The sequence below is a fragment of the Streptomyces sp. NPDC090083 genome, from assembly GCF_044747445.1.
Lineage (GTDB): Bacteria > Actinomycetota > Actinomycetes > Streptomycetales > Streptomycetaceae > Streptomyces.
The window spans coordinates 717,884-735,470 of sequence record NZ_JBIVED010000003.1; the positions used below are offsets into that span (position 1 = coordinate 717,884).

The following is a 17,587-nucleotide window of genomic DNA, read 5'->3' on the forward strand; positions in this document are numbered from 1 at the left end:
GCCACCCCTCAATACGGAGACGGGGGTGGCGCTGTTCAACCTGTGTGAAATTAGTGTGAGTTCGGGAACCCCTGGGCCGGACGAGTCGTCCGGTGCCGAACGGTCAGGCCGAGAACGAGTGGATCGTCGTCGTCCGGTACGTCTGACCCGGCCGCAGCACGGTCGTCGGCCACGACGGCTCGTTCGGGGAGTCCGGGAAGTGCTGGGTCTCCAGGGCCAGTCCGTCGCCCTGCCGGTAGGTCCGCCCCGAGGTGCCGATCAGCGTGCCGTCCAGGAAGTTGCCCGAGTAGAACTGCAGGCCCGGCTGGTCGGTGGAGATCTTCAGGGTGCGGCCGGAGGCGGGGTCGCGCAGGGTGGCGATGTGCTCGGGCCTGGCCGTCACGCCCTTGTCCAGCACCCAGTTGTGGTCGAAGCCCTTCGCCGTCACCTGCTGCGGATGCCCGGCGCGGATGTCCCGGCCGATCGGCTTCGCCTTGCGGAAGTCGAAGGGCGTGCCCGCGATCGGCGCCAGCTCGCCGGTGGGGATCAGCCCCGCGTCGGTGGGAGTGAACCGGCTTGCGGCGATGGAGAGTTCGTGGTCGTAGATGCCGCCGCTGCCCTCGCCCGCGAGGTTGAAGTACGTGTGGTTGGTGAGGTTGACGACGGTCGGCTTGTCGGTGGTCGCCTCGTAGTCGATACGCCAGTCACCGTGCCGGGTGAGCGTGAACGTCACCTTCGTCCTGAGCGTGCCGGGGTAGCCCATCTCCCCGTCCACGCTGGTGTAGTGGAGATGCAGGCCGACATCGGAACCCTTGGTGAAGGGCTCGATGTCCCACACCTTCGTGTTGAAGCCCTTGGCACCGCCGTGCAGGCTGTTCACCCCGTCGTTGACGGAGAGCTGGTACGCCTTGCCGTCGAGGGTGAACTGCCCCTTGGCGATGCGGTTTCCGTACCGGCCGATGGTCGCGCCGAAGAAGGTGGTGCCGGCGACGTACGCCGCGAGGTTGTCGTAGCCGAGCGACACGTTGGCGTACTTGCCGTGCCGGTCGGGGAGTTCGAGCGACTGGATGATGCCGCCGTAGGAGAGGACCTTCAGCCGGGTTCCGCCGTTGGCCAGCGACCAGCGGTACACCTTCGTCCCGTCGGCGAGGGTGCCGAAGAGTTCCTTCACGGGCTTCCCGCCTGCCGTGGCCGCCTGGGCCGTACCCGTTCCGAGCGTGCTCGCGGCGATACCGGCTGCCGCGGCACCCGCGATGACCGTGCGTCTGTTCAGTTCCATGGAGCGGCTCCCTAGTGCGTTGAAGGGGGCTCGGCCGGGACCCCGCGCCCGAGGGGCGCGGGGAACCGCGCGACCGGCCGCGACGGATCCGCGGCCGTGTCCCGCTCTCCCGGCGGAGCTTCCGTTACGAACCGGACTTGCGCTTGTTCCACACATCGAACCCGACCGCGGCCAGCAGGGCGAGGCCCTTGATGACCTGCTGCCAGTCGGTGCCGACACTGAGGAGGTTCATGCCGTTGTTCAGCACGCCGAGGACGAGACCACCGATGATCGCGCCGAGGACGGTACCCACACCGCCGCTCATGGACGCGCCACCGATGAACGACGAGGCGATGGCCTCGAGTTCGAAGCCGTCGCCCGCCTTCGGCGAGGCCGCGTTGAGGCGGGAGGTGACCACCAGACCCGCCAGGGCCGCGAGCACGCCCATGTTCAGGAACACCTGGAAGGTGACGCGCTTGTCCTTGACGCCGGACAGCTTCGCGGCCGGCAGGTTGCCGCCGATCGCGTAGATGTGGCGGCCGAAGACCGCGTTGCGCATCACATAGCCGTAACCGGCCACCAGGACACCGAGGATGATCAGCACGATGGGCGCGCCGTCGTAGCTGGCGAGCAGCAGCGTGAGCCAGAGGATCGCGGCGATGATCGCGGCGAGCTTGAGCAGGAACAGCTTGGCGGGCGCCACGTCGAGCGAGAACTCCTGCTGCCTGCGCCGGTCCCGCACCTCCTGCCACACCACCGCGGCGATCATCACGAGCCCCAGCAGCAGCGTGATGTTGTGGTAGTTGGTGTTCGGTCCCACGGCGGGCAGGAAGCCGTTGCCGATCTTCTGCAGGCCGTTGGGGAACGGGCCGAGCGTCTGACCCTGGAGGAGGATCTCCGTGAGGCCGCGGAAGAGCAGCATCCCGGCGAGGGTGACGATGAAGGACGGTATCCCCGCGTAGGCGATCAACAGCCCTTGTACGGAGCCCGCCACGGCGCCCATCAGCAGGCACAGCACCACCGCGACCGGCCACGGCACCTGGTGGTTGACCATCAGGACCGCCGCGAAGGCGCCCACGAACGCCGTGAGCGAGCCGACCGACAGGTCGATGTGCCCGGCGATGATGACCATCATCATGCCGATCGCGAGGATCAGGATGTAGCTGTTCTGCAGCACCAGGTTGGAGACGTTGCGCGGCAGCAGCAGGTCACCGCCGGTCCAGACCTCGAAGAGGATCACGATCAGACCGAGGGCGATCAGCATGCCGTACTGGCGCATGTTGCGCCGCAGGCCGTTCAGCATCAGCTGCAACAGGCCGCCGCCCGCGGCCGATCCGCTCTTGCCCGGCGGCGCGGGGGCCGGGCTCTTGGCGGTCACGTCCGTGCTCATCGCGTTACCTCTTTGTCCTTCGTCATCTGGCGCATCAGCACTTCCTGCGTGGCCTCGGCCCGGGGCACCTCACCGGTCAGGCGGCCCGCCGCCATCGTGTAGATGCGGTCGCACATGCCGAGCAGCTCCGGCAGTTCGGAGGAGATGAAGACCACTGCCTTGCCCTCGGCGGCGAGTTGGTCGATGACCGTGTAGATCTCGTACTTGGCGCCCACGTCGATGCCCCGCGTGGGCTCGTCCAGGATCAGCACCTCGGGACCCGCGAAGATCCACTTGCTGAGGACGACCTTCTGCTGGTTGCCGCCGGACAGCTTGCCCACCGGCTCGAAGACGGTCGGCGCCTTGATGTTCATGGACGTCCGGAACCGCTCGGCGACCTGCCGTTCCTCGTGCTCGTCGACCACCCCGCGCTGGGAGACCTTGTTCAGCGCGGTCAGCGAGATGTTCCGGTTGATCGTGTCGATGAGGTTGAGGCCGTAGTGCTTGCGGTCCTCGGTGACGTAGGCGATGCCCTCGCCGACCGCCTCCGCCACCGACTTGGTGCGGATCTCCCGGCCGTCCTTGAGGACCGTGCCGCCGGCGTAGCGGCCGTAGGAGCGGCCGAAGACGCTCATCGCGAGTTCGGTGCGGCCGGCGCCCATCAGTCCGGCGATGCCGACGATCTCGCCCCTGCGCACCGTGATGGACACATCGTCGACCACCTTGCGCTGCTGGTCGATCGGGTGGAACACCGTCCAGCCGCGGATCTCCAGGGCGGGTGCCGCCTCGGGCTCGCCCGCGTACGGGGTGCGCTCGGGGAAGCGGTGGTCGAGGTCGCGGCCGACCATGCCGGAGATGATCCGCTCCTCGGTCGTCTCCGGCGCCTTCACGTCGAGCGTCTCGATGGAGCGCCCGTCGCGCAGGATCGTCACCGAGTCGGCGACCCTGCGGATCTCGTTGAGCTTGTGGGAGATGATGATCGAGGTGATGCCCTGCTTCTTCAACTCCAGGATGAGATCCAGGAGTTTGCCGCTGTCCTCGTCGTTCAGGGCCGCCGTCGGCTCATCCAGGATGAGCAGCTTCACCTTCTTCGACAGCGCCTTCGCGATCTCCACGAGCTGCTGCTTGCCCACGCCGATGTCGGCGACGCGGGTCTCCGGGTGGTCGCTCAGGCCCACCCGGCGCAGCAGTTCGGTGCCGTGCCGCAGGGTCTCGTTCCAGTTGATGAGCCCGCGCGAGGCGTGCTCGTTGCCGAGGAAGATGTTCTCGGCGATGGACAGGAACGGCACCAGCGCCAGTTCCTGGTGGATGATCACGATGCCGCGCTGCTCGCTCGCGCGGATGTCGCGGAAGGCGCACTCCTCGCCCTCGAAGAGGATGTCGCCTTCGTAACTGCCGTGCGGATGGACGCCGGAGAGCACCTTCATCAAGGTGGACTTCCCGGCGCCGTTCTCGCCGCAGATGGCGTGGACCTCGCCCTGACGCACCGTCAAGGTGACGTCCGAGAGCGCTTTGACACCGGGAAAGGTCTTGACGATCGAGCGCATTTCCAGGACGGGTCCCGCCATGGTCGTGCCTACCAATCAGTGTGGGGTCGGGTAACGGGAGCCGGAACTACTTGAGTTGGGCGTCCGTGTAGTACCCGCCCTTGACCAGCACGTCCTCGTAGTTGGACTTGTCGACGCTCACCGGCTGGAGCAGGTAGGCGGGGACGACCTTGGTGCCGTTGTCGTAGGTCTTGGTGTCGTTGGTCTGCGGCGTCTTGCCGTTGAGCACGTCGTCGAGCATCGTGTCCGCGACCTTGGCGAGCTGACGGGTGTCCTTGTACACCGTCTGCGTCTGCTGGCCGGCGATGATCGACTTCACCGAGGCCAGCTCGGCGTCCTGGCCGGTGATCACCGGCAGCGGCTTGCCGGACGTGCCGTAGCCGTCCGACTTCAGCGCGGAGATGATGCCGATGGAGATGCCGTCGTAGGGCGACAGCACGGCGTCGACCCGGCCGGTCTTGTACGAGCCGGTGAGGATGTCCTCCATGCGGTTCTGCGCGGTGGTGCCGTCCCAGCGCAGGGTGGTGACCTTGTTGAGCGCGGTCTGCCCGGACTTGACGACCAGTTCCTTCTTGTCGATGTACGGCTGGAGGACCTTCATCGCGCCGTCGAAGAAGTACTTGGTGTTGTTGTCGTCGTTCGAGCCGGCGAACAGCTCGATGTTGAACGGGCCCTTCTTGCCGCTGGTCAGCCCCAACTTCTCGGCGATGTACGTGCCTTGGAGGGTGCCGACCTTCTCGTTGTCGAACGACGCGTAGTAGTCGACGTTCTTGGTGCCGAGGATGAGGCGGTCATAGGCGATGACCGGGATCTTCGCGCTGGCGGCCTCGGCGAGCACGTTGTTCAGGGACTTGTTGTCGATCGCCGCGATGATCAGGCCCTTGACGCCCTGGGTGATCATGTTCTCGATCTGCGAGACCTGGGTGTCCGGGTCGTCCTCGCCGTAGACCAGCTTGGTCTTGTAGCCCTTGGACTTGAGGTCCTTGACCATGTTGTTGCCGTCGGAGATCCAGCGCGCGGAGGACTTCGTCGGCATCGCGATGCCGATCGTGCCGCCCTTGGCGCTGCCCGTCTTCTCCTTGCTGCCGCCGGAGCCGCTCTGGCCGCAGGCGGAGAGGGTCAGGGCGAGGGTGGCTGCGCCGGCTATCAGGGGGAGGGCGCGACTTCTGCGGATGTGCATGGAACTGGCCTCATTCTTCTCGTCGTTGAGAGGGGCAGCGGGTGTGATGCGGTGCGGTGCGGTGCGGTGTGGGTGTGGGGTGGTGCCGGTCGTGTGGTGTGGTGCGGGCCCGGTGGGGGCCGGTCGCGCAGTTCCCCGCGCCCCTTTCTGGCCGGCCCGGGTGGGAGAGGGGCGCGGGAGAAGCGGGGCGGCCGGTCTGCGTTTGAGGGGCGCGGGGAACTGCGTGACCAGCCACGGCGGGCCCGCGGTCCCCGACGCTCATCCAGTGGCACTCTCCGCGGGGAAGCGGTTGAGGGACCCCGGCAACCTGGTGCCCAGGGGGGCCATGTCGCCGTCCGCGCCGTGGCGGGCGAGGAGGTCGAGGGCGAGGCGTCCGCGGCGGACCCGTTCGCGGGCCGTGTCGAGGGTGACGTCGCGCAGGTGGGTGCCCCACGGGTAGATGCCGGGGGCCTTGGAGAGGCCGAACTTCAGGTACAACGGGGCGCCCCGGCGGATCAGTTCGGCGACCTCGTACATCCGGATGTAGCCGCCGAGGTCGTCCGGCGCCTCGATGTACATGTCCATCGGAGCCGCCGACACCCGCCGGATCTCGGTGAGGTGAGCGAGCGTCAGATCGCTGGGGACGTTCAGGGAGTCCGCGCCGAGGCGCTCGTAGACCGCGTACGCCGCCGGGTTCACCGGACCGATCAGCGCCGAGACCTTGAGCGTCGTGTCGGCCGGGATGATGCCCGTCGACCGCGCCCGGTGCAGGGTCCACAGCACGCCCTCGTCCGCGACGAGCAGGCACTTGACGCCCAACTCCGTTGCCCGCATGGCGTCTTCGACGCATCCGGCGACCGCGTCGTGGCCACGGGCACGCAGCCCGCCGCCGCGCGAGTCGGAGCGGACCGAGGCGCCGATGTCCCACGTCCCGCGCGGGCCGGTGAACAGGCACAGCTCGATGTCGCGTTCGGCCGTGGCCTCGACCATCTCGGTGATCTCGGCGTCGGTCAGCATCCACACGCCACTGCCCTGGCTGATCCGGTGGATCGGCACGTCCAGGCGCGAGGACTCCTTGAGGATGACCGACAGCGCCTCGGGGCCCTCGCACGAGGGGATCTCCGTGCGCCAGCGACCACCGCCCGGGAAGGTGTGCGGCGAGGCGTCGGCGGGGTCGAGTGCGGGCGCGCCCAGGCCGAGCGCGGAGAGCGCCTGCTCCCCGGGCCTGCGGGCTGCCGTGGCGGTGTCGGTCACTGGCTGTCCTTCGTGTTCGGTATATCGGGCAAGGTTCGCGGCTCGGGGTACGGAAAAGCTCTGGCGGTACGCCGGCACGGGGTGGTCAGGTCACCCCGTGCCGACGTACGACTGGGATGTCCTACGGCCGCAGCAGCACCTTGCCGACCTTGGGATCGCCGGACCCCACCAGGTCGATGGCCTGCGGGAACTCGGCGAGCGGCAGCTCATGGGTGACCAGGGGGAGCGGGTCGAGCAGGCCCGCCCCGAACACCCGCACCGTGTGCGCCCAGGCGTCCGGCGGTGCCCCGAAGACGGTGTGCACCTCCAGCTGCCGTACGACGAGATCGGTCGGGTCGAGGCCCTCGGCGCCCGGCGCCGGGATGCCGGTGAGGACCAGGCGTCCGCCGCGCCGGAGCAGGGAGGCAGCGGTGCGCGCGGCGGACGCGGACCCGGCGGTCTCGATCACCACATCGAAGTCGTCGGGCAACTCCTGGTCCCTGGTGAGGAATCGGCTCGCGCCGAAGTCCTGCGACAGTTTCGCGCGGTCGGGCCGGGTGCCCACCACGAGCAGTTCGGCCGGCGAGCCTGCCTTCAGGAACTGCACCGCGAACATCCCGAGCGTGCCGGTGCCGACCACCGCGACCCGCTCGCCGGGCCGGGCATCGGCCTTCAGCGCGGCGGCCGCGATGCAGGCGGCGGGTTCGAGCAGGGCCGCCGCCGTCAGGTCGGCCTCGTCCGGGAGGACATGGAGGAGCCGGGCGGGGAGCGTGAGGGTGCCTGCCATCGCGCCGGGCCGGGTGAAGCCGGTCTCCTCGTAGCCCGCTGTGCACAACGTTGTCTCGCCCGCGTGGCACCGGTCGCAGACCTGGCAGTTGCGGAAGCCCTCGCCGACGACCTTGCGGCCCACGAGAGTCTCCGGCACCCCGGTGCCGACGGCCTCCACCGTGCCGGACCACTCGTGGCCCGGGGTGAGGGGGTAACGGACGTAGCCCTCGGGCCTGTTGCCCTGGTACACCTCGCGGTCGCTGCCGCAGATGCCGACCGCGTGGACGCGCACCAGCGCCTCGCCCGCCTCCGGCGGCCGGGGCTCGTGCGAGACCAGCCGGTGCTCGCCCGGTCCCTCGATGACGACCGCGGTGCTCACTTCGTGCCCTTTGGCTTGCGCTGTTCCCAGCCGTCCGCCCAGAGGTCGAACCGCGCCTGCTGCTGCGGGAATTCGGCCGCCGCGTCGGTGTCCAGCTCGACGCCGAGACCGGGCGCGTCCGAGAGGTGGAAGTAGCCGTCGACCACCTGCGGGGCGCCCTTGACGACCTTCTTGATCTCGGCGTCCGCGAAGTCGTTGAAGTGTTCCAGGATCTTGAAGTTCGGTGAGGAGAAGCCGACTTGGAGCGAGGCGGCGGTCAGCACCGGGCCGCCGACGTTGTGCGGGGCGACCAGGACGTAGTGCGCCTCGGCGGTCGCGGCCAGCTTGCGGGTCTCCCAGATGCCGCCGATGTGGCCGACGTCGGGCTGGATGATGTCGACGGCCTGGCTCTCGAACAGCTCGCGGAACTCGACGCGGTCGTGGATGCGTTCACCCGTGGCGACCGGGATGTCGACCTTGGCGGCGACCTTCTCCAGCGCCTTCAGGTTCTCCGGCGGGACCGGCTCCTCCAGCCACGCGGGCTTGAACGGCGCGAGTTCGTGCGCGAGCCGTACCGCGGTCGAGGGCGAGAACCGGCCGTGCATCTCCAGCATCAGTTCGGCGTCCGGACCGATCGCGTCCCGTACGGCCTCGATGAGGGAGACCGCGTACAGGGTCTGCTCGTGGTCGAGTTCGAAGTGCCCGGTGCCGAAGGGGTCGATCTTCAGCGCCTTGTACCCGCGCTCCATGACCCCCTGGGCGGCCTTGTGATAGGCCTCCGGGGTCCGCTCGGTGGTGTACCAGCCGTTGGCGTAGGCCTTCACCTTGTCGGTGACCTTGCCGCCGAGCAGCTGCCACACCGGTACGCCGAGGGCCTTGCCCTTGATGTCCCAGCAGGCCATCTCGATCACGGCGATGCCGGACATGACGATTTCACCCGCACGCCCGTAGTCGCCGTACTTCATCCGGCGTACGAGGTCTTCCACTGCGAACGGGTCCGAACCGAGAATGTGGTTTGCCTGGGCCTCGCGCAGGTAACCGATCAGCGCATCGGTGTGGCCCAGCATCCGGGTCTCGCCGACACCGGTGACGCCCTCGTCGGTGTGCACTTGGACGTACGTCAGATTGCGCCATGGCGTCCCGACCACGTGCGTGCTGATTCCCGTGATGCGCACGGCAGTTGCCCCCTGTGCTCTTCAGTGTCGTTCGAAATCTCGGATCACGTTCGAAATGCTGGGCAGACAGTAAAGACGGCGGGGTCGGAGTGTCAATGGGTCGAACGCGTAACGGTTTCGACAAGAGGGGCGAACCGCTTACCCTCTGACGGCGTCGGTTCGTGTCGATTCTTGTCGTTTCCCGCCGCGTCCCCACATAACTTTCACAGACGCGACTAGGAACGGCGCCTGTGCGGAACCTAGTCTTCCCGCGTCATGGACTACTGCCACCCCTGCGGCCGGCACCTGAACGGCGCCCTCGCGTGCCCGGGGTGCGGTGCGCCGGTCGAACCGCCTGCCGACTCAACTCAGGCCCACACGCGCGCGGTTGACGCGCGCCCGGACACGGGCGGCGCGTCGCGCGAGGGCGCGCCCGACGCCGGACGCGAGGAGCCCGAGGCGGACGGCGAGCCCCAGGGGCGCGCCGCGCGGCGGAAGAGCCGGGGCCGCGGCCGTGTCGAGAGCGCCCCCGCCGCGACCGAGGCCGACGACGAAGGCGACTCCGACTCCGACCCCGACGACCCGGACACGGCGGGCGCGAGCCGCCGCGACCGCAAAGCCGCGGCCCACCGCAGGCGCCGCCGCAGGGTCCTGCTCGTAACGGCCGGTTTCGTACTGGCGGCGGGCGGCCTGAGTCTGGCAGAGCTGGGCACGGACGCGCCCTTCTCCCTCCCGGGATCCGCAGGACCGGGCGCCTCCCCGGAGGGCGGCGCCGACGAGGAGGCCAGCCCGACGGCGGAGCCCCTGGACGCGACGAAGACCGTGGGAACCAGCGCGGGTACGGCGTCCCCGGACGCCTCCGCGTCACCTTCCGCGTCCCCGTCGAAGTCCCCGAAGGCCACGAAGGACCCCGAGGCCTCGGACACCCCGACGAAGGCCGCCGGCGGCGACACCGCGTCCCCCTCGTCCACGTCCTCGACGGACCCGTCGACCACCACCCCGTCCGCGGAGCCGTCCTCCGCGGACCCGAGCCCGACACCGTCCTCCTCGGAGACGTGCGAGCAGATCCTGTGGTGGTGTTCCTGAGCGGCGCGTGACCGTCCGGCGCCCCGGCACGCACTACCGCTCCGGGGCGTGACCGACCCGCGCCCACGCCCCCTCGGTTACCCCTCGGGCGTCCGAGGTCCCCCTCAGTCCCTCTCAGTCCCTCTCAGTCCTCCAGCATCCGCCGCAGCAGCCCGCGCAGCGCCAGCCGCTCCTCGTCCGACAGGCCGGCCAGTGGTTCGCGGGCGAACCGCAGGGATTCGCGCAGGCTGCGGGCCACCTGACGGCCCTCGTCCGTCGCCGCCGCCAGCTTCACGCGGCGGTCGGCGGGGTCGGGGCGGCGCTCGACCAGGCCGCGGGTCTCCAGCCGGTCCACGATGCCCGTGACGTTCGACGGCTCGCACTTCAGCCTGCGGGCGATCTTGCGCATGGGCAGGGGTTCCAGGGAGAGCAGGCTGAGCAGCCTGGCCTGGGCCCCGGTGAGCTTGTGGTCGCCCGCCGCTTCCTCGTAGTCCTGGTAGAACCGCGCCACGACGTCGCCGATCAGCTCGACGACCTCCAGGGTCACGGGGTCGGAGCGGCGCGTCTTTTCGGGTGTGGCCATGGGCTCAAGCGTACCCGGTTACTTGACATCATGAAATATTCAGAGGCATGGTTGTTTCAGGTACTGAAGTATTTGGCCGTGTCCGAGCCCGAGACCCCGCACACCACGAAAGGCGCTTGTGATGATCAACCGCGAATGGCACCTGCTCAGCCGCCCGGTCGGCTGGCCGAAGCCCGAGGACTTCGCCCTGGTGGAGACCGAGACCCGGGCCCCGGCCGAGGGCCAGGTGCTGGTGCGGAACAAGTACCTGTCGGTCGACCCGTACATGCGCGGCCGGATGAGCGCCGCGAAGTCCTACGTCGCCCCCTTCGAGCTGGGCAAGGTCATGCAGGGCGGCGCGGTCGGCGAGGTCGTCGAGTCGAACGCCGAGGGGATCGCCCCCGGCGACCACGTCCTGCACTTCGGCGGCTGGCGCGAGTACGCCACCATCGACGCCAAGGGCGCCGTCAAGGTCGACCCCGCCCTCGCCCCGCTCTCCACCTACCTCGGCGTCCTCGGCATGACCGGCCTCACCGCCTACGCGGGCCTGCTGCGCACCGCGTCCTTCAAGGAGGGCGACTCGGTCTTCGTCTCCGGCGCCGCCGGTGCCGTCGGCAGCCAGGTCGGCCAGATCGCCAGGCTCAAGGGCGCCTCCCGCGTCATCGGCTCCGCCGGCTCGGACGAGAAGGTCAAGCTCCTCGTCGAGGAGTACGGCTTCGACGCGGCCTTCAACTACAAGAACGGCCCGGTCGGCCGGCAGCTCCGCGAGGCCGCCCCGGACGGCGTCGACGTCTACTTCGACAACGTCGGCGGCGAGCACCTGGAAGCCGCGATCGGCTCCCTGAACGAGCGCGGGCGCATCGCGATCTGCGGCATGATCTCGGTCTACAACAGCACCGAGCCCGTCCCCGGCCCGAAGAACCTCAGCCGCCTCATCCAGACCCGCGGCCGTATCGAGGGCTTCCTCGTCGGTGACCACTACGACCTCCAGCCGCAGTTCGTCCAGGAAGTCGGCGCGTGGGTCGCGTCCGGCGCCCTGAAGTACCGCGAGACGGTCGTCGAGGGCATCGAGAACAACCTCGACGCGTTCCTCGGCCAGCTGCGCGGCGACAACACCGGCAAGATGATCGTCAAGCTCTGACGCGGACGGTCCGACGACGAGGCCGCGCCCCCTGACACGGGGCGCGGCCTTCGTTCGTCACCGGGCCGACGTCACCGGGCCGACGTCAGCAAGTGGGCTGCGCCGTGCGGACGTTGGCCCGCGGGCGTCACTGCGCCAGCGCCGCGCCGTGCACCGCCCGCACCAGCCCCGCGTTCTCCGGCGCCGCCCCGCCCGGGAACGCGAACCGGCGGCGGGTGTAGCCGTAGGCCAGTCCGCTGCGCGGGTCCGCGAAGGCCTGCGAGCCCGCCGCACCGCTGTGGCCGATCGTGCCCGCGCCCAGGAACGGGTACCAGGCGTCCGCCGTCGCCTGGAAACCCAGGCCGAACGACCGGTGGGTTCCGGTCACCACGTCGTACCCGACGGAGTGCAGCTGCCCGAACTCGGCCACCGTGTCCGGCTTCAACAGCGCCGCCCTGTCGTCGACTTCACTGGTCGCAGCCGCATACAGCCCGGCGAGTCCGCGTGCCGAGGCCACCCCGCCGACCGACGCGGGACCCTTCGCCCGGATCACCCGCTCGTTCGGCAGCGCCACGAGATCGGTCGGCTGTGCCGCGTGCCCGTTGAACGCGATCGAGCCGAGACTGTGCGGCGCCCGCGGCTCCGCGGCCCGCGCGGCCTCCTGCTCCGGCGACAGCACCGGGGGCTGCACGGTACGGAACCGGGGCTCGTGCGCCATCGGCAGCCCGAGGAAGAAGTCCAGCCCGTACGGCGCGCGCACTCTCTCCTCGTGCACCTCCTGGAGCGAACGGCCTGTGGCCCGCCGTACGATCTCGCCGGTCAACGCGCCGATCACCAGGGCGTGGTAGCCGAACGCCGTGCCCGGACGCCAGAACGGCCGCTGGTCGGCCAGGCGTTCGGCCACCGCCCGGTCGTCGGCCAGCTCGTCGAGCGTGAACCCGGTGTCGGTCCCGACGAGACCCGCCCGGTGCCCGAGCAGCTCGCGCAGGGTCAGCGCGTCTTTGCCCTCGGACGCGAACTCCGGCCAGTAGTAGGTGACTCTGCGGTCCAGCTCCAGCGTGCCGTCCTGTACGAGCAGCGCCACCACGAGATGCGCGGCGCCCTTCGTGGACGAGAACACGCCGTAGAGCGAGTCGCCGTCGGTACCGGGCGGCCCCGCCCACAGGTCGACGACCCGCCGACCGTGTACGTACGCACACAACTGGCCCTCGTAGTCGTCACGTTCCGTCGCCACGAACGCGGCGAACTCCGCCCGCACCGCCTCGAAGCCGTCGGCCACGGTGCCGTGGATCTCCTGGGTCATCCGCTCTCCTCCACTGATCCGCTGCTCGCGCGAGCCGCCGTACGTGTGCCGTCGCTCGTGTGTGCCATGGTGAACAACGCCCTCCCGACCTGCGGGAGTTCCCCCTTGGGATGATCCCGGAAGAGGGGCGCCGTGCCGAACGGGACGGCGTGTCGGCCGCTGATGACCGAGGGCCGCCCCGCCGCCTCCGCCGGACCGTCCGAGCCGTCGGCCGGGGCGGGACCGGGGCCGGAGCCTTCGCGCGGGACGGGGTCGGGCGCGGAACCCCGGCGGGGGACGGGCCGGGGAGCGGCGTCGGCCGGGCGGGGCCGGAGCAGGGGCGAACCGGCTGCGGTGGTCAGGGCGACGGCGGTGATCAGAACGGGTCTCGGGGGGACGGCTCGGGCAATGGTGCGCACGCGTACCTCCTCTTCGGTTCCAGAGAGCGGTACGGCGAGCCGCACCTGTTCGACTCAACGGCGAACGGGAAGGTGTCGGTGTCGTCGATGCCCCGGATGGCGCAGTCAGGCGGCCGGGAAAGGGGCATGCTGGGCACAGGTCACCGGTTCCGTCCGGCTGTGCACGTCCGCGTACGGCGAGGAGTTCCCATGGCAACGCTCCCTTCGCTCCCCAGCAGGGACGACATGCTGCGCATGGCGCGCAGCACCACCGACATCACCGGCCAACTCCTCGACACGGCCGGGAACATCACCAGGATCGCGATCAACACCCTTGATCCACGCGACGGTTCGGGCGCGGAGGCGATCAGGGTGCTGCGCGAGACCACCGCGGGGCTGGCCGAGGCGAGCGCGTCGCCGCAGGCCCAGGAGGCCTTCTACCGCATCGTCGACACCCTGACCCGACTCGGCACGAGCGGCGCCCCGCTGGCGGTGCACCCGGTGAGCGCACCGGCGCAGGCCCTGCTGACCGTGCTCGGCGACAGCCTGCTGCCCGTGCTGGACGCGGTGGAACCGGCGGTCGAGGAGTTCGCGGCGGCGCTCGGCGACCTGGTCGAGGCGGCCTCGCCGCTGCTCCCCGCCACGGCGGGCGTGGCCGCGGGCCTGCTGCTGGCCCTGACCCCGCTGATCCGGGCGGCGGCCGACGTACTGGCCGACTCCTCACCCGAACTCCGGCGCGTGGCCGAGGCGTTGACGGCGGCACTGGCTCCGCTGCTCCCGTTCCAGGTGGCGCTGGCAGAGCGGACGGCGACCGCGGGCGTGAACGTGATCCGGGCCGCGCTGCCCCCGCTCGCCGACCTCACGGAGGCCGCGGCGGCCACCACGAAGGTCGCGGGCCCGGTCGTGGTTGCGGGCGAGGAACTCCTCGTCTCCGCCCTGGAACGCCTCCAGCCGGCCCTCCTCGCGGCGACCTCCCGCGCGGGCCGGGTGGCGCGGGCGACGGCGGTCCGGGTGACGGCGGCGGTGGCGCCGACGGCGGAGCGGGCGGTCGTGGTGGGGGTGAGCACGGCGTAGGACCGGGGCGGGGAGACCGGGCGCTCGTCGAAGACCGCTTCGGGTGAAAGGAGTTGGCCCGGGCCGGTGCGGGGTGCGGAACGGCTGAGTAAAGTTCGCCCCATGCATGATCTTGGAGCGGGGTTCGGCTATCTCCTGAAGGGCCAGCGCTGGGTCGCGCGGCACGGGAGGCAGTACGGTTTCGGGCTGATCCCCGGTCTGATCACGCTCGTCCTGTATCTGGCGGCGCTGGTCGCGCTGGCGCTCTGGGGCGAGGACTTCGTCACCTGGACGACGCCCTTCGCGGACGACTGGTCGAGTCCGTGGCAGGGCCTGTTCCGGGGTTTCCTCACGGCCGTCCTGTTCGTACTCGCCCTGCTGCTCTCGGTGTTGACCTTCACGGCGGTCACCCTGCTGATAGGGCAGCCCTTCTACGAGACGATCTCCGAGAAGGTCGACGAGGACATCTCGCCCGACGGCACGGCCCCGGAGTCCGGCCTCCCGCTCTGGCGCGAACTGTGGATCTCCGCCCGCGACAGCCTCCGCATCCTGGTCCGCGCGCTCCTGTGGGGCGTCCTCCTCTTCGCCCTGGGCTTCGTCCCGTTCGCCGGCCAGACGGTCGTCCCGGTGATCGGCTTCTTCGTCACCGGTTTCTTCCTCACCGAGGAACTGACGGCGGTCGCCCTCCAGCGCCGGGACGTCGACCTCCGCGCCCGCCTCACCCTCCTCCGCTCCCGCAAGACCCTCGTCTGGGGCTTCGGCACCCCCCTCGGCCTCTCCTTCCTGGTCCCGTTCGTCGCGGTGTTCCTGATGCCGGGGGCGGTGGCGGGGGCGACGATGATGGCCCGGGAGCTGCTGGGGGAGGAGACCGAGGAGGGACACGGGGACGAGGAGGGACGCGGGGACGAGGAGGGCCCGGAGGCAGGGCCCGCGTCAGTCGCCCGGTGACGCGTCCATCGCCACCGTCACCAGCGCCCTGACCTGCGCGATGATGTCCACCCGGTTCCGCACGAACTGCGGATCGGTGATCGTCCCCGTCGCCGGGTCCGTGTTGCCCGCCCCGAACTGCAGGACCGGCGTGTGGATATGACCGCCGGGCAGGGTGTCGTGCAGCCCGAGCCGGTCCCGCAGCAGCGTCGCCCGGTAGGCGATCTCGTTGGAGAGATAGTTCCCGCCGCCCCCGGCACGGGCCGTGGACCCCGCGGTGGGCCCGTCCGGCCGTACGACGGGATCGGTGCCGCCCGCCGGGATCTCCGTCACCTCGGTGTGGTCGTACACTGGGAACCGTCCGGTGTCGGCGGCCACCATCTCCCGGTACGGCAGGGTCGTCGACGTCCACTGGGGCTGTGAGGCCGGATCGGCGACCGGCACGGTCTCCGTCCTCGACACCTTGTCGTTGTCCGGATATCCGCCCCGCCAGGCCCCGTTGGTCCGCTCGACGTCGAACCGCCCGACCCGCCCCTGGCTCACCGTGGTGAACAGATCCACCTTCGGCAGATACGGCCGCAACGCCCGCTCCACGCTCCCGTCCGCGAAGTCGGCCCACCGCACGGGGAACATGGCCGTCTCGATCCGCGCGGGCCCGTCGGCGGTCCGGATCACCGTGCCGTCGAGCGCCAGCGCGGTGGCCCCGGACGGATTGGAGATCCGGATGTCCGCGTCGAGCGTGAACGGATCGAACCCGGTCACGAGGATCCGCTTGACGCCTTTCTCGTGCGGATACCGCACGCTGCTCTGCCCGCGCGAGGTCACCTCCAACTCGGAGAGCAGAGAGGCCCGTTGCCTCGCACTGAGCCCGAACCCGGGCTCCCATCCCCGCACTTCCCGGGTCATCCCCAACCGGGCCCAGTACAGCGGCCGGTCGTCGTCCCGGCTCAGATCCCCGCCGGCCGGCCCCCGCCCCTGCGCCCGTGCCACGGCCCGCCGCCACAGCGCGGTCCCCTCGCGCACGACGATCCGCCGTGCCTGTGCGTAACTGTGCGCGCCGTCCAGCGCCCGGCCGAACTCCGGTGCCACGGTGTCGAATCCGGAGTGGTCGAGGATCTCCTGGGGGACCTCCTGGTCGAGCCGCTGCTCCTCGACGGTTGGGGACAGGGCGGTGTCGGCAGCCGCCGCTCCGGTGCTGGGTGCGGAGAAACCGGCCAGCAGGGCCAGTCCGAGGACGCTGGTCCGAACGCGTATGACGTTCAAGGTGGTTGAGGCCTTCCGTCGCAGTGGGGTGCGGTACGGGACGGCGGCAGTATCGCCCGACGGGTGTGGTCCGTGCCACGGGGCGGGTGATACTTCGCCCATGAAGTCAGCGAAGGCAGCGAACCTCGGCGTCCTCTTCGCCATCGAGCTGGGTGCCCTGGTCGCCGTCGGGTACTGGGGGTTCACGCGGGACGTCGCGACGCCGGCGGTCTGGCTGCTCGGGATCGGCGCGCCGGTCGTGCTCGCCGTGGTGTGGGGCCTGTGCGGTTCGCCGAAGGCGAGGTACAAGGTGCGGGGGGCCGGGCGGGTCGGGTTCGAGGTGGTCTGGTTCGGGGCCGGGGTGGCCGCCCTCGTCCTCGCCGGGGCCTACGACTGGGCCCTCGTCCTCGCCCTGGTGTGTGTGGTGAGCAAGACCCTGGCCGTTGTCTGGCACCAGTAGGCGTGCCGACAGGCTGAATTGACGGGCCCTCAGTTCTCGCCCAGCAGTGCCAGGAAGTCCCTGAACGCTCCCGGCATGTCCACCGACTCCGGGTCCAGCAGCCACTGGTACTGCAGGCCGTCCATCACCGCCACCAGCAGCGGCGCCGCCCGCTCGGGCGTGAGGCCGTTCGGCAGGCGGTCGCCGTACTCGGCGCGCAGGACGCCCGCCATGCTCCCCCGTACGCGCGTGTAGCGCTCGGTGAAGTACTCCCTGGCCGGATGGCCCTCCGTGACGCTCTCGCCGAGGAGGGCGGAGAAGGTCTGGATGATCCCGGGGCGCATCGCGTTGTACTCGACCAGCGAGGCCAGCAGGTCGACGCGCCAGCGGGTGTCCGGCACCGCGTCCCACTGGTCGCGCTCCTCCAGGACGGCGACCAGCAGCGCGTCCTTCGTCGGGAAGTAGTGCAGCAGGCCCTGCTGGGTCAGGCCGACGCGCTCCGCCACCGCCGCCAGGCTCGTGCCCCGGTAGCCGCGCCCGGCGATCACTTCGAGCGCCGCCCGCACGATCTCGGCGCGCCGCTCCTCGTGCCGGGTCCTGGAGTTCGTGGCGTTCATGGCGTCACCGTACGACACCCGGCCACCGTTCACATAACGGCAAGGTTACGAAACCTA

Annotated in this window: 16 protein-coding genes and 1 pseudogene; 5 read left to right on the forward strand and 12 right to left on the reverse strand. The window is 70.2% G+C overall.

Features of this window, described 5'->3' with window-relative positions:
• Positions 1-103: 103 nt before the first annotated feature.
• The 7 genes from ACIPTO_RS14190 to ACIPTO_RS14220 all read right to left on the reverse strand — a co-directional run bounded on the left by ACIPTO_RS14190 (position 104) and on the right by ACIPTO_RS14220 (position 8,846).
• Entirely contained in the window at positions 104-1,258 is a 1,155-nt protein-coding gene (locus ACIPTO_RS14190) for an aldose epimerase family protein (protein ID WP_401191637.1), read from the reverse strand.
• A 124-nt stretch (positions 1,259-1,382) separates the two neighbouring features.
• Positions 1,383-2,627 (reverse strand): multiple monosaccharide ABC transporter permease, encoded by a 1,245-nt coding sequence (mmsB, locus tag ACIPTO_RS14195; protein WP_366313895.1) that lies wholly within the window; start codon positions 2,625-2,627, stop codon positions 1,383-1,385.
• Positions 2,624-4,174, reverse strand: a complete 1,551-nt coding sequence (gene mmsA / locus ACIPTO_RS14200; protein WP_366313897.1) for a multiple monosaccharide ABC transporter ATP-binding protein — start codon at positions 4,172-4,174, stop codon at positions 2,624-2,626. Before mmsA ends, mmsB begins: the two co-directional genes overlap by 4 nt.
• A gap of 46 nt (positions 4,175-4,220) precedes the next feature.
• Positions 4,221-5,333 carry a multiple monosaccharide ABC transporter substrate-binding protein gene (chvE, locus tag ACIPTO_RS14205; RefSeq protein ID WP_366313899.1) on the reverse strand — a complete coding sequence of 371 codons (1,113 nt, stop codon included), beginning with the start codon at positions 5,331-5,333 and terminating at the stop codon, positions 4,221-4,223.
• A 258-nt stretch (positions 5,334-5,591) separates the two neighbouring features.
• Positions 5,592-6,566, reverse strand: coding sequence for a hypothetical protein (locus ACIPTO_RS14210; RefSeq protein WP_401191641.1), 975 nt, complete (start codon positions 6,564-6,566; stop codon positions 5,592-5,594).
• Positions 6,567-6,687: 121 nt separating this feature from the next.
• On the reverse strand, positions 6,688-7,692 hold the full coding sequence (locus ACIPTO_RS14215) for a zinc-binding dehydrogenase (protein WP_401191644.1): 1,005 nt from the start codon (positions 7,690-7,692) through the stop codon (positions 6,688-6,690).
• Positions 7,689-8,846 (reverse strand): mandelate racemase/muconate lactonizing enzyme family protein, encoded by a 1,158-nt coding sequence (locus ACIPTO_RS14220; RefSeq protein WP_366313905.1) that lies wholly within the window; start codon positions 8,844-8,846, stop codon positions 7,689-7,691. Before ACIPTO_RS14220 ends, ACIPTO_RS14215 begins: the two co-directional genes overlap by 4 nt.
• 255 nt (positions 8,847-9,101) lie before the next feature.
• Between ACIPTO_RS14220 and ACIPTO_RS14225 the strand changes: the two genes are divergently transcribed.
• Positions 9,102-9,911, forward strand: coding sequence for a hypothetical protein (locus tag ACIPTO_RS14225; RefSeq protein WP_401191646.1), 810 nt, complete (start codon positions 9,102-9,104; stop codon positions 9,909-9,911).
• A 124-nt stretch (positions 9,912-10,035) separates the two neighbouring features.
• Here ACIPTO_RS14225 and ACIPTO_RS14230 read toward each other — a convergent pair whose 3' ends face one another.
• Positions 10,036-10,473 (reverse strand): MarR family transcriptional regulator, encoded by a 438-nt coding sequence (locus tag ACIPTO_RS14230; RefSeq protein ID WP_366313909.1) that lies wholly within the window; start codon positions 10,471-10,473, stop codon positions 10,036-10,038.
• 121 nt (positions 10,474-10,594) lie between these two features.
• Between ACIPTO_RS14230 and ACIPTO_RS14235 the strand changes: the two genes are divergently transcribed.
• On the forward strand, positions 10,595-11,593 hold the full coding sequence (locus tag ACIPTO_RS14235) for an NADP-dependent oxidoreductase (protein WP_401191648.1): 999 nt from the start codon (positions 10,595-10,597) through the stop codon (positions 11,591-11,593).
• Between the two features lie 127 nt (positions 11,594-11,720).
• On the opposite strand, the gene ACIPTO_RS14240 is transcribed toward ACIPTO_RS14235, so the two are convergent.
• Both ACIPTO_RS14240 and ACIPTO_RS14245 read right to left on the reverse strand, forming a co-directional pair.
• Positions 11,721-12,875, reverse strand: coding sequence for a serine hydrolase domain-containing protein (locus ACIPTO_RS14240; RefSeq protein ID WP_366313913.1), 1,155 nt, complete (start codon positions 12,873-12,875; stop codon positions 11,721-11,723).
• Positions 12,872-13,087: pseudogene (locus ACIPTO_RS14245) on the reverse strand (hypothetical protein); the annotation flags it as partial. The gene ACIPTO_RS14240 and the pseudogene ACIPTO_RS14245, both read right to left, overlap by 4 nt.
• A 375-nt stretch (positions 13,088-13,462) precedes the next feature.
• Between ACIPTO_RS14245 and ACIPTO_RS14250 the strand changes: the two are divergent.
• Together ACIPTO_RS14250 and ACIPTO_RS14255 are read left to right on the forward strand one after the other, a co-directional pair.
• On the forward strand, positions 13,463-14,326 hold the full coding sequence (locus tag ACIPTO_RS14250; protein WP_401191651.1) for a hypothetical protein: 864 nt from the start codon (positions 13,463-13,465) through the stop codon (positions 14,324-14,326).
• Positions 14,327-14,428: 102 nt separating this feature from the next.
• Positions 14,429-15,253, forward strand: coding sequence for an EI24 domain-containing protein (locus ACIPTO_RS14255; protein ID WP_401191653.1), 825 nt, complete (start codon positions 14,429-14,431; stop codon positions 15,251-15,253).
• On the opposite strand, the gene ACIPTO_RS14260 is transcribed toward ACIPTO_RS14255, so the two are convergent.
• Positions 15,239-16,495 carry a pyroglutamyl peptidase gene (locus tag ACIPTO_RS14260; protein ID WP_401191655.1) on the reverse strand — a complete coding sequence of 419 codons (1,257 nt, stop codon included), beginning with the start codon at positions 16,493-16,495 and terminating at the stop codon, positions 15,239-15,241. The two genes, ACIPTO_RS14255 and ACIPTO_RS14260, sit on opposite strands and share 15 nt — an antisense overlap.
• 100 nt (positions 16,496-16,595) lie before the next feature.
• Here ACIPTO_RS14260 and ACIPTO_RS14265 point away from each other — a divergent pair, with 100 nt between their 5' ends.
• On the forward strand, positions 16,596-16,934 hold the full coding sequence (locus ACIPTO_RS14265; RefSeq protein WP_366313921.1) for a YrdB family protein: 339 nt from the start codon (positions 16,596-16,598) through the stop codon (positions 16,932-16,934).
• A 29-nt stretch (positions 16,935-16,963) separates the two neighbouring features.
• Here ACIPTO_RS14265 and ACIPTO_RS14270 read toward each other — a convergent pair whose 3' ends face one another.
• The gene (locus ACIPTO_RS14270) at positions 16,964-17,548 is read right to left on the reverse strand and encodes a TetR/AcrR family transcriptional regulator (protein ID WP_401191658.1); all 585 of its coding nucleotides are present in this window, start codon (positions 17,546-17,548) and stop codon (positions 16,964-16,966) included.
• Positions 17,549-17,587 lie beyond the last annotated feature (39 nt).

Excerpts from the sequence above, each read along its gene's own strand:
- ACIPTO_RS14190 (WP_401191637.1), bottom strand. The coding sequence starts at position 1,258 with ATGGAACTGAACAGACGCACGGTCATCGCGGGTGCCGCGGCAGCCGGT.
- mmsB (WP_366313895.1), bottom strand. The coding sequence starts at position 2,627 with ATGAGCACGGACGTGACCGCCAAGAGCCCGGCCCCCGCGCCGCCGGGC.
- mmsA (WP_366313897.1), bottom strand. The coding sequence starts at position 4,174 with ATGGCGGGACCCGTCCTGGAAATGCGCTCGATCGTCAAGACCTTTCCC.
- chvE (WP_366313899.1), bottom strand. The coding sequence starts at position 5,333 with ATGCACATCCGCAGAAGTCGCGCCCTCCCCCTGATAGCCGGCGCAGCC.
- ACIPTO_RS14225 (WP_401191646.1), top strand. The coding sequence starts at position 9,102 with ATGGACTACTGCCACCCCTGCGGCCGGCACCTGAACGGCGCCCTCGCG.
- ACIPTO_RS14230 (WP_366313909.1), bottom strand. The coding sequence starts at position 10,473 with ATGGCCACACCCGAAAAGACGCGCCGCTCCGACCCCGTGACCCTGGAG.
- ACIPTO_RS14235 (WP_401191648.1), top strand. The coding sequence starts at position 10,595 with ATGATCAACCGCGAATGGCACCTGCTCAGCCGCCCGGTCGGCTGGCCG.
- ACIPTO_RS14240 (WP_366313913.1), bottom strand. The coding sequence starts at position 12,875 with ATGACCCAGGAGATCCACGGCACCGTGGCCGACGGCTTCGAGGCGGTG.
- ACIPTO_RS14250 (WP_401191651.1), top strand. The coding sequence starts at position 13,463 with ATGGCAACGCTCCCTTCGCTCCCCAGCAGGGACGACATGCTGCGCATG.
- ACIPTO_RS14255 (WP_401191653.1), top strand. The coding sequence starts at position 14,429 with ATGCATGATCTTGGAGCGGGGTTCGGCTATCTCCTGAAGGGCCAGCGC.
- ACIPTO_RS14265 (WP_366313921.1), top strand. The coding sequence starts at position 16,596 with ATGAAGTCAGCGAAGGCAGCGAACCTCGGCGTCCTCTTCGCCATCGAG.